This is a genomic window from Brevundimonas sp. RM1, assembly GCF_052907225.1.
Map to the genome: position 1 here is coordinate 1 of NZ_JBRERY010000041.1, position 9784 is coordinate 9784.

The 9784-nt window shown below is 68.5% G+C and carries 11 protein-coding genes; 8 read left to right on the forward strand and 3 right to left on the reverse strand.

The window, feature by feature from the left end:
• On the reverse strand, window positions 1–1391 hold a 1391-nt coding region (gene ligA, locus ACU5AP_RS15700), incomplete at its 3' end, for an NAD-dependent DNA ligase LigA (RefSeq protein WP_446681490.1).
• Window positions 1392–1537: 146 nt separating this feature from the next.
• On the opposite strand from ligA, the gene ACU5AP_RS15705 reads away from it, so the two are divergent.
• The 3 genes from ACU5AP_RS15705 to ACU5AP_RS15715 all read left to right on the forward strand — a co-directional run bounded on the left by ACU5AP_RS15705 (window position 1538) and on the right by ACU5AP_RS15715 (window position 3731).
• On the forward strand, window positions 1538–2503 hold the full coding sequence (locus ACU5AP_RS15705) for a M20/M25/M40 family metallo-hydrolase (protein WP_313391712.1): 966 nt from the start codon (window positions 1538–1540) through the stop codon (window positions 2501–2503).
• 92 nt (window positions 2504–2595) lie between these two features.
• Entirely contained in the window at window positions 2596–3219 is a 624-nt protein-coding gene (locus tag ACU5AP_RS15710; protein ID WP_003164487.1) for a methyltransferase family protein, read from the forward strand.
• Window positions 3220–3224: 5 nt separating this feature from the next.
• Window positions 3225–3731 carry a hypothetical protein gene (locus ACU5AP_RS15715; RefSeq protein WP_446681491.1) on the forward strand — a complete coding sequence of 169 codons (507 nt, stop codon included), beginning with the start codon at window positions 3225–3227 and terminating at the stop codon, window positions 3729–3731.
• Between the two features lie 23 nt (window positions 3732–3754).
• Here ACU5AP_RS15715 and ACU5AP_RS15720 read toward each other — a convergent pair whose 3' ends face one another.
• On the reverse strand, window positions 3755–4219 hold the full coding sequence (locus tag ACU5AP_RS15720; protein ID WP_003164489.1) for a peptidylprolyl isomerase: 465 nt from the start codon (window positions 4217–4219) through the stop codon (window positions 3755–3757).
• Window positions 4220–4299: 80 nt separating this feature from the next.
• Between ACU5AP_RS15720 and ACU5AP_RS15725 the strand changes: the two genes are divergently transcribed.
• Window positions 4300–5022 (forward strand): RlmE family RNA methyltransferase, encoded by a 723-nt coding sequence (locus ACU5AP_RS15725; RefSeq protein ID WP_003164490.1) that lies wholly within the window; start codon window positions 4300–4302, stop codon window positions 5020–5022.
• A 176-nt stretch (window positions 5023–5198) separates the two neighbouring features.
• Here ACU5AP_RS15725 and ACU5AP_RS15730 read toward each other — a convergent pair whose 3' ends face one another.
• Window positions 5199–5771, reverse strand: a complete 573-nt coding sequence (locus ACU5AP_RS15730; protein ID WP_112999279.1) for a DUF2061 domain-containing protein — start codon at window positions 5769–5771, stop codon at window positions 5199–5201.
• A 128-nt stretch (window positions 5772–5899) separates the two neighbouring features.
• On the opposite strand from ACU5AP_RS15730, the gene guaB reads away from it, so the two are divergent.
• The 4 genes from guaB to ACU5AP_RS15750 all read left to right on the forward strand — a co-directional run.
• Window positions 5900–7360: an IMP dehydrogenase gene (gene guaB, locus ACU5AP_RS15735; protein ID WP_446681492.1), complete on the forward strand. Its 1461-nt coding sequence runs from the start codon at window positions 5900–5902 to the stop codon at window positions 7358–7360.
• A 65-nt stretch (window positions 7361–7425) separates the two neighbouring features.
• Window positions 7426–7824: an MAPEG family protein gene (locus ACU5AP_RS15740; RefSeq protein WP_128719829.1), complete on the forward strand. Its 399-nt coding sequence runs from the start codon at window positions 7426–7428 to the stop codon at window positions 7822–7824.
• A 1-nt stretch (window position 7825) separates the two neighbouring features.
• On the forward strand, window positions 7826–9121 hold the full coding sequence (locus tag ACU5AP_RS15745; protein ID WP_446681493.1) for an RsmB/NOP family class I SAM-dependent RNA methyltransferase: 1296 nt from the start codon (window positions 7826–7828) through the stop codon (window positions 9119–9121).
• Window positions 9118–9784: 5'-methylthioadenosine/S-adenosylhomocysteine nucleosidase (locus ACU5AP_RS15750; protein WP_446681494.1), on the forward strand; the 667-nt coding region annotated here is incomplete at its 3' end. The genes ACU5AP_RS15745 and ACU5AP_RS15750, both read left to right, overlap by 4 nt.

Genomic DNA, 9784 nt, shown 5'->3' on the forward strand with positions numbered 1-9784 from the left:
ATGTCGAAGGCGCGGCGGCTGACGAAGTGCTTGAGGCGCTCGACGATCTGGGCGTCGCAGATCAGGCCGCCGGTGCAGCGGCGCTTGACCTCGTCCCCCTCGCGCACGGCTTCGGAGCCGCAGACGGGGCAGACGGTGGGGAAGACGTAAGGGACGGCGCCCTCGGGTCGCAGTGTATCGACCACGCCGACGATCTGGGGGATGACGTCGCCCGCGCGTTGTAGGACGACGGTGTCGCCGATGCGGACGTCCTTGCGGGCGATCTCGTCCTCGTTGTGCAGGGTGGCGTTGCGGACCACGACGCCGCCGACGGTGACGGGATGCAGGCGCGCGACAGGGGTCAGGGAGCCGGTGCGGCCGACCTGAATGTCGATGCCTTCCAGCACGGTCGTGGCTTGTTGCGCCGGGAACTTGTGGGCGATGGCCCATCTAGGGCTTCTGGCGATGAAGCCGAGGCGCTGCTGCCAGTCCAGGCGGTCGACCTTATAGACCACGCCGTCGATGTCGTAGCCGAGGCGGCTGCGGTCGGCCTCCAGCGTCTGATAGACGCCGATCAGGCCGTCGGCGCCTTCGACCCGGGCCGAGCGGTCGTTGACCTGAAAGCCCCATCTGCGGAAGGCCTCCAGCGCGCCTGCCTGCGTCTCGGCGAAGGGGGCGGAGGTCTCGCCCCAGGCGTAGGCGAAGAAGGTCAGGGGGCGCAGGGCCGTGATCTTCGGGTCTTTCTGGCGCAGCGACCCGGCGGCGAAGTTCCGCGGGTTGGCGTAGGTGCGCCTGCCTTCGGCTTCGGCCGCTGCGTTGAAGGCGTCGAAGGCGGCGTTGGGGGCGTAGACCTCGCCCCGGATCTCGATGACGTCGGGCCAGCCCGAGCCGGTCAGAGTCTGGGGGATGCTGTCCAGCGTGCGCAGGTTGGCGGTCACGTCCTCGCCCGTCTTGCCGTCGCCGCGCGTGGCGCCCTGGACCAGGACGCCCTTTTCGTAGCGCAGGCTGGCCGAGAGGCCGTCGATCTTGGGCTCGGCGACGAAGGCGATCGGTTCGTCGCCCGGCAGCTTGAGGAAGCGGGCGATGCGAGCGACGAAGTCGCGCACCTCGCCGTTGTCGAAGGCGTTGTCCAGCGACAGCATGGGCACGCCGTGGCGGACCTCTGCGAACTGGGTCGAGACGGGGGCGCCGACGCGCTGGGACGGGGAGACGGGGCTGGAGAGCGCCGGGAAGCGGGTCTCGATGTCGAGGGCGCGGCGCTTCAGGTCATCGTAGTCGGCGTCGGAAATCTCGGGCGCGGCGTCGGCGTAGTAGAGGGCGTCATGGCGCGACAGTTCGGCCGACAGGCGATCCAGCTCTTCGCGCGCCTGGGCTTCGGTCAGGGTTTCGACGGGCGTGAGAAGGTCGGACATGAGAATCGCAGGAAGTCGGCAAAGGCGGAACGGTTCCTTATCATTCCCCGACCTTGATGGCAGACGCGCCATGACAGAAACGTAATCTGACGCGGCGGCCGGGGGCCGCTAGCGTCGCGCCTCAAAGTGTCCTGCCGGAGCCCTCCATGCGTCCTGTCCTTGTCAGCTTGTCCGTGATCGCCGCCGCCCTGACGCTGGCCGCCTGTGAGACGACGACCGTCCCGGCCGCGCCGGAAACGCCCGCCGTCGCCGCCGCCTCGGCCGATTACGCTCAGTTGATGGAGGATCTGCGCATCCTGTCGGCCGACGACATGCAGGGCCGAGACACCGGCTCTGAAGGCGGAGCCAAGGCGCGCGAATACATCGTCGGGCGATTGGAGGCGTTGGGCGTCCAGCCCTCGCCGATGGGGCGTCTGCAGCCGTGGGAGATGCAGGGCCGCACGCGCGAGGGGACGAAGACCTACAGCGGGACCAACATCATCGGCGTGATCCCCGGCACGCGCGTGGCCGACAAATACATCGTGGTGACGGCCCACTATGACCACGTCGGCGTCAACGACGGCCAGATCTACAACGGCGCGGACGACAACGCCTCGGGCGTGGCGACCATGCTGGAGCTGGCCAGGCGGCTGAAGGCCAACCCGCCCGAGCACAGCGTGCTGATCGTGGCGCTGGACGGCGAGGAGCGGGGCCTGCTGGGCGCCAAGCATTTCGTCGAGGCGCCGCCGGTGCCGCTGCACGCTATCGCGATGAACCTGAACTTCGACATGACGGCGCGGGCCGACAGCGACGGCAAGCTGTGGGTGACGGGGACCTATCAGCACCCCTATTTCCGTCCGGTGCTGGATCAGGTTCCGGCGCGTCGGGCCGTGGCCCTGGCCTTCGGCAAGGACACGCCCGAGGACAAGGGCGCCGACAACTGGGTCGAGGCGTCGGATCACGCCGCCTTCCACCGCGCGGGCCTGCCGTTCCTCTATTTCGGGGTGAACTATCACACGGACTATCACCGCCCGAGCGACGATTTCGAGAAGGTCAATCCGGCGGTGTTCCAGGACGCGACCGAACTGGCCATCAGCGGCTTCCGCGCCCTGGATCAGTGGCTGGACCAGTGATTTTTGCGACCGCGAAACGCTCGCAAAGATAAGCCTTGAAAGCGCCGTAAGAGCGGCGTTCTGTCGCAGTCACATCAGTTAAGGAAACACAGATGTCGGCGACGCAGGACTTTGATCTTCAGCGGGTGCAGAAGCTGCGTAAGGCGGCGCTGCTGGTCGGACTGATCGGCGTGGTCGGGCTGGCCTTTGTCAGCCGGTCCATCGGCGGCGAGACCATGCTGCATGAGGGACTGGAGGCGTTCGGCCTGGGCCTGATCGTCGTCTGCATCGTCGGGCGGGCCTGGTGCTCCCTCTATATCGGCGGGCGCAAGAAGGCCGAGATCGTGGATCGCGGACCCTATTCGATCAGCCGCAACCCGCTGTATGTCTTCAGCTTCATGGGGGCGTTCGGCGTAGGCGCGCAGACGGGCAGCGTGACCCTGGCCACCATCTTCCTGCTGCTGACGGTGGCGGTCTTCTACGCCACGGTGAAGCGCGAGGAGGCTTGGCTGTCGGGCGCTTTCGGCCAGACCTATGCGGACTATTGCGCGCGGACGCCGCGCTTCGGGCCGGACTTCTCCAAGTGGCGCGACGCCGAAAGTCTGGAGGTGCGTCCGCAGTTCTTCCTGACGACGCTGCGCGACGGCCTGGTCTTCCTGCTGGCCGTGCCGCTGTTCGAGTCGGTCGAGCATCTGCAGGATCTGGGCTGGCTGGCCGCCCTGGTGCGCCTGCCTTGAGGGCCTTGCCGGTTCTGCTGGCGGCGGCGCTGGCCTTGACGGTCGCCGCCTGCGACCGGGGCGCGGCGCCCGACAAGACGGCGCAGGCGACGGCGTTCAAGCATGACCTGCCCGAGGACGTGTCCGGCTATTACATCCCCACGACGGCGGTTGAGGTGGGCGACTGGCGGCTGCATCACCTGTTCCTGGGCCAGGTTCCTGACTTCATGGCCTGGCGCGACGGGCAGCGGACGGCGGGCTTTGCGCCGATCATGATGGAGTTCGAAGCGGGCGATAAGGCGCGGCGTACGCGGCTGATTCCGACGGCCTATGACGTGACCGAGGACCGGGTGCGCTTCGAGGCGATGTCGCGGGAGCTGGGAGCGGTGTCGTTCGACGGAAGGCTCGACCAGGATGCGTTGGCGAAGGCGCGACGCAATCTGGGAGATCAGGGCGTGGTCCTGAAAGGGACGCTGAAGGTCGGGGGCCGGACCTTCGACGGGGTTTCGATGCGGTGGTGGGCGGGGGACTGATCCCCCGCCGCTGATATCGATCCTTAGGCGACGGTCGCCTTGACGATCTTGCCCGGCGCGCGCGGGGGCTCGCCCTTCGGCAGGGCGTCGACGTGTTCCATGCCTTCGATCACCTCGCCCCAGACGGTGTACTGGCCGTCCAGGAAGCGGGCGTCGTCGAAGCAGATGAAGAACTGCGAGTTGGCGCTGTCCGGGTTGGCGGTGCGGGCCATGGAGCAGACGCCGCGGACGTGCGGCTCCTTCGAGAATTCCTGCTTCAGGTTCGGCTTCTTCGAGCCCGAGGTGCCGGTGCCCGTCGGGTCGCCGCCCTGGGCCATGAAGCCCGGAATCACGCGGTGGAAGACCACGCCGTCATAGAAGCCTTCCTTGGCCAGGTCGGTGATCTGCTTGACGTGGTTGGGGGCCAGGTCGTCGCGCAGCTTGATGACGACGTTGCGGTCTTCGCCGTCGCCGGTGTCCAGGGTGAAGGTCAGGGTTTGGTCGGCCATCGGGCGCTCCTTGAGGTTATGCGAGCCGGAATTGTGCGCGGGTCATAGCGGCTGAACGCCGTCAGGGCTATGTGGGAAGCATGAGTGAAGACGAAAAGCCCGCCGACAAGCCGCAGGAACGCCGCCGCATGGTGCGCCTGCCCACGGGCGGCACCGCAGCCGGGCGCAAGGTCGGCCAGAAGATCAAGACGGCCGACAAGAAGACCCTGTCCAGCCAGGCGTGGATCAAGCGCCAGCTGTCGGACGAATGGTCCGATCGCGCGCGCGCCGAGGGCTGGCGCAGCCGCGCGGCCTTCAAGCTGATGGAGATCGACGACAAGTTTCGCCTGATCAAGCGCGGCTCGCGGGTCATCGACCTGGGCGCGGCGCCGGGCGGCTGGGTGCAGGTGGCGCTGGATCGCGGCGCGGCGGCGGTGGCGGGCGTGGACCTGCTGATGATCGAGCCGATTCCGGGCGCGACGCTGATTCAGGCCGACTTCACCGATCCGGGCGTGGATCAGCAGATGCTGGACGCCATCGGCGGGCCGCCGGACCTGGTGCTGTCGGACATGGCGCATAATACGGTCGGCCATCGCCAGACGGACCACCTGAAGATCATCGCCTTGATCGAGATCGCGGCCGATTTCGCCATCCGCACCCTGCGGCCGGGCGGGAATTTCGTGTCGAAGAACTTCCAGGGCGGCGACGCGGGCGGGGTGCTGACGCGCCTGCGCGAAGAGTTCGAGACGGTGAAATACGTGAAGCCCGAATCGAGCCGCAAGGGCAGCGCCGAGGTCTTCCTTGTGGCGCTGAACAAGCGGTAGGGCGCCGGCTCGCTGTCTTCCCACCCGTAAACAACCGCCGTCAGCTCTCCCACACGCCGTCATCCTCGGGCTTGACCCGAGGATCCAGCGCGGCGACGCGCTCATCCTTGCCGACTTCACGCAGACGGACGACGGCGTCTGTGAGGGCGCGGCGCGGGCGTGGCGGAGGGCGTCGGCTAGGCCGACGCGCCCTCGGCCGCCGCGGCGGCGCGGCGGGCGGCCTTCTTGGCCTCGACCCGCGTCCAGATGCGGTCGTGCAGGGTGAAGAAGACCGTCTGCACCAGCGGCTCGATGGTGCCGATGGCCAGGGCGATGCGGATGTCGCGCGTCAGGGCGAAGGCCACCAGCACCGCCACGGCGAAGTGCATGACGCCGTAGGTGACGGTCTTCAGCGCGATCTGCTTCAGGTTGCGAGGCAGGGCGTGGCTGTGTCCGTGGCCCTGGCCATGATGGTTGTGCGCGCGATTCTGCTCGTGCGCGTTCATCACCTCCAGACGGGCGGTGAAGGCCTCGGCCGTCTCCTCGACGCCAGACAGCATCTTGCGGCGCTCGACCCGGTGCCAGACGCGGTCGTGGATGGAATAGGCGATGGTCTGGAAGATCGGCTCGACCACGCCGACCGCCAGCGCCAGCCGCCAGTCGCGCGTCAGGGCGAAGGCCACCAGGATCGCGACGATCAGGTGCATGGCGCCGTAGCTCGCAATCTTGAGAGCGAGCTGTCGCGCCGTGTTGATCAAGATGCGAACCATTATCGGGAAATGCGGCCTCTCGCCGTCCGTTTCAAGGCAATTCCTCTTATATGCACGATAGCGCGGGCTTGGGGTTGCGGTTCCCCGCAAACGGGGGCTATACGCGGCCCGCAAAATGGAGGCTCCAAATGGAGATACGCGAAGGCCTAACCTTCGATGACGTTTTGCTCGAACCCGGTCCGTCCGAGGTCATGCCCGCTGAGGTCGATGTCTCGACCCAGCTGACACGCGAAATCAAACTGAACATCCCGCTGCTGTCGTCCGCCATGGACACGGTGACGGAAAGCCGCCTGGCCATCGCCATGGCGCAGGCGGGCGGCATGGGCGTGCTGCACCGGAACATGACCATCGACGAGCAGGCCGAAGAGGTCCGCGCCGTCAAACGCTATGAAAGCGGCATGGTGGTGAACCCGGTCACGGTCGCCCCCGACACGACGCTGGGCGAAGTCCTCCAGATCGTCGAGCGCAAGAAGATCACCGGCTTCCCCGTGGTCGATCCCAAGAGCGGCAAGCTGGTCGGCATGCTGACCAACCGCGACATGCGTTTCGAGACGGACCTGAACCTCAAGGCCGCCGATCTGATGACGACCGGCGAGCTGATCACCCTGCGCGAAGGTTCGGCCGGGCGCGAGGCGGCGCGCGAACTGCTGCGCACGCGCAAGATCGAGCGGGTCATCGTGGTGGACGACGCCTATCGCGCCGTCGGCCTGATCACCATGAAGGACATCCAGAAGGCCCAGGCCTTCCCCAACGCCTGCAAGGACGAGCAGGGCCGCCTGCGCGTCGGCGCCGCCTCGACCGTCGGCGACGCCGGGTTCGAGCGCGCCATGGCGCTGGCCGATGCGGGCGCGGACGTGGTGGTGATCGACACCGCCCACGGCCACTCGGCTTCGGTCGCCCAGGTGGTCGAGCGCATCAAGCGCGAGAACAACCGCGTCCAGATCATCGCCGGCAACGTCGCCACCTATGACGCGACCCGCGCCCTGATCGACGCGGGCGCCGATGCGGTGAAGGTCGGCATCGGGCCGGGCTCCATCTGCACCACCCGCATCGTCGCGGGCGTGGGCGTGCCGCAACTGACGGCCATCGTCGACGCCGCCCGCGCGGCGGAAGGCACGGGCGCCTCGGTCATCGCCGACGGCGGCATCAAGTTCTCGGGCGATCTGGTCAAGGCCATCGCGGCGGGCGCCAATGTCGCCATGATGGGCTCGATGTTCGCAGGGACCGACGAAAGCCCCGGCGAGGTCTTCCTGTACCAGGGCCGGTCCTACAAGTCGTATCGCGGCATGGGCTCGGTGGGCGCCATGGCGCGCGGCTCGGCCGACCGCTACTTCCAGAAGGAAGTCTCGTCCGAGAAGCTGGTCCCCGAAGGCATCGAGGGACAGACCGCCTACAAGGGGCCGATCGCCCCGGTGGTGCATCAGCTGGTCGGGGGCCTGCGCGCCTCCATGGGCTATGTCGGCGGCGCCACCATCCCGGACTTCCAGGAACGCGCGCGCTTCGTCCGCATCACCAATGCGGGCCTTCGTGAGAGCCACGTCCACGACGTGATGATCACGCGCGAGGCGCCCAACTATCGTCAGGGCTGACCTGATCCGCTCCCGGCCCCGGTCGGGAGCGGTTTTGTTTTGGGCGAGTAGAACAGGAGACGGGCGTGACGACTGAACTCACCTATCTGGCGGCGACGCTGGTGCTGGCTCTGGTCCAGATTCTGCTGCCCGCCTTCGCCCGGACGCGCGAGTTCGGCCTGTCGTGGAACGCCGGGGCGCGGGACACGACGCCCGAGGCGCATAGCCCCGTCGTCGGCCGTCTAGAGCGGGCGCAGGCCAATCTGTTCGAGACCCTGCCGCTGTTCATCGGCGCCGTGCTGATCGCCCAGGTTGCGGATCGGACCGGCGCGCTCACGGCGTGGGGCGCGGCCCTCTACTTCTGGGCGCGCGTCGCCTATATCCCGCTTTACGCCCTGGGCGTTCCCTATATCCGGTCGCTGGTGTGGCTGGTCTCGCTCGCGGGACTGGCGATGTGCCTTCTGGCCCTTTTCATCCGAGTCTGATTTGACCCCAGCCGCCCGTCTGGCCGCCGCCGCCGCCATCATCGACAGCATTTCCCAAGGCCGCCAGCCCGCCGACGCCGTGCTCAAGGCCTGGAGCCAGCAGAACCGCTATGCCGGTTCGGGCGACCGCCGCGCCATCGCCGAGCGCGTCTATCAGGTGCTGCGCGCACGCGGCCGCCTGTCGGCCTTCATGGGCGGGCGTCAGGACGGACGCGCCCTGATCGTCGGCGCCCTGTCGGTGCTGGACGGCGCGACGCTGGAGGAGATCGAAGGCCTCTACAACGGCGAAGGCTATGGCCCGCGTCCCCTGTCCAAGCACGAGCGCGGCCGCGTCATGGCGGGCGAGGACGCGGTCGATCTGGCCGAGGTCGCCCTGCCGGACTTCGTGACGGCGGACCTGAAGGCGGTCCACGGCGACCGCTGGCGCGAAGAGGTCAAAGCCTTGAGCGGCCGCGCGCCGGTGGATCTGCGCGTCAACAGCCTGCGCGCCACGATGGAGGAGGTCGAGGTCGAACTGCGCGACGCAGGCCTGTCGCCCCAGCGCACGGAACTGTCGGGCTGGGGCCTGCGTCTGGACGCCGAGCCTGCGCCGAACGTGCAGCCGCTGGACGGCTTCCAGAACGGCCATTTCGAGATTCAGGACGAGGCCAGCCAGGTGGTCGGCTGGCTGTCCGGCGCCTTCCCCGGCGCGACGGTGGTGGATTACTGCGCGGGCGGCGGCGGCAAGACGCTGGGCCTGGTGCAGGCCATGCAGGGGCAGGGGGCGCTGATCGCCTGCGACGTCTCGGCCAAGCGTCTGGACAATGTGAAGCCGCGCCTGGCCCGCGCGGGCGTCGAGGCCGACCTGCGCCTGCTGGGTACGAACGGCGGCGGGGTCGAGGATCTGAACGGTCAGGCCGATGTGGTGCTGGTTGACGCGCCGTGCTCGGGCTCGGGCGCCTGGCGGCGTCGGCCGGAGGACAGCTGGCGCCTGACGGCTGAGGAGGTCGCGCGCCTGCACGCGCTGCAACTGCGCATTCTGGGGCAGGCGACCAAGCTGGTGCGGCCCGGCGGGCGTCTGGCCTATGTCACCTGCTCGGTGCTGGGCGCCGAGAACGAGGCCACGGCCGCCGCCTTCGAAGCCGCGCATCCGGACTTCAAGCCCGTCCCCGTCGCCGATGCGGCGCACAGCGCGGACCTGACCGAGGCGGGGCGCGAACGCCTGACCGCCCTGGCGCAAGGAAACCAGCTGCGCCTGTCGCCCGCCGCGACCGGCACGGACGGCTTCTTCATCGCCCTGTTCGAGCGCGCTTCATGAGGCTGGAGCGCTACGGCGTCGTCACGGTCCTGCCGGTGATGGCGGCGCCCGCTGAGTATGGCGAACACCTGCGCGCCCGTATCGACCCGCTGATGACCGGCATCGGGCCGGTCGAGGGGGCGGTGGCGCTGACCGCCGCCCTGGCGCGGCTGGAGGCGAGGGGCGAGGCGCCGGACCTGATCCTGTCGCTGGGCTCGTGCGGGTCACGCGTGCTGGATCACGCGGCGGTCTATCAGGCGTCGTCCGTGGCCTATCGCGACATGGACGCCAGCGCCCTGGGGTTCGAGAAGGGCGTGACGCCGTTGCTGGACAGGCCCGCCGTTCTGCCGCTGCCATGCCCCATCCCCGGCGTGCCGAGCGCGCGCCTGTCGACCGGCGGGAACGTCGTCTCGGGCGCCGCCTATGACGCTATCGACGCCGAGATGGTGGACATGGAGACCTGGGCCCTGGTCCGCGCGGCCCAGACCTTCGGCCTGCCGCTGTTGGCGCTGCGCGGCGTGTCGGACGGCAAGGCCGAACTGACGGGCCTGCATGACTGGACCTCGACCCTGCATCTGGTGGACGAGAACCTGGCCCAGGCCGTGGACGGCTTGATCGCGGTGCTGACGAACTCAGGCCTCTCCGCCCTTGAAATTCCGGCCCTTCAGGGCCAAACCCTCGCCC

Coding starts and splice junctions, on each gene's coding strand:
- ACU5AP_RS15705 (WP_313391712.1), top strand. CDS start 1,538: ATGCGTCCTGTCCTTGTCAGCTTGTCCGTGATCGCCGCCGCCCTGACG.
- ACU5AP_RS15710 (WP_003164487.1), top strand. CDS start 2,596: ATGTCGGCGACGCAGGACTTTGATCTTCAGCGGGTGCAGAAGCTGCGT.
- ACU5AP_RS15720 (WP_003164489.1), bottom strand. CDS start 4,219: ATGGCCGACCAAACCCTGACCTTCACCCTGGACACCGGCGACGGCGAA.
- ACU5AP_RS15725 (WP_003164490.1), top strand. CDS start 4,300: ATGAGTGAAGACGAAAAGCCCGCCGACAAGCCGCAGGAACGCCGCCGC.
- ACU5AP_RS15730 (WP_112999279.1), bottom strand. CDS start 5,771: ATGGTTCGCATCTTGATCAACACGGCGCGACAGCTCGCTCTCAAGATT.
- guaB (WP_446681492.1), top strand. CDS start 5,900: ATGGAGATACGCGAAGGCCTAACCTTCGATGACGTTTTGCTCGAACCC.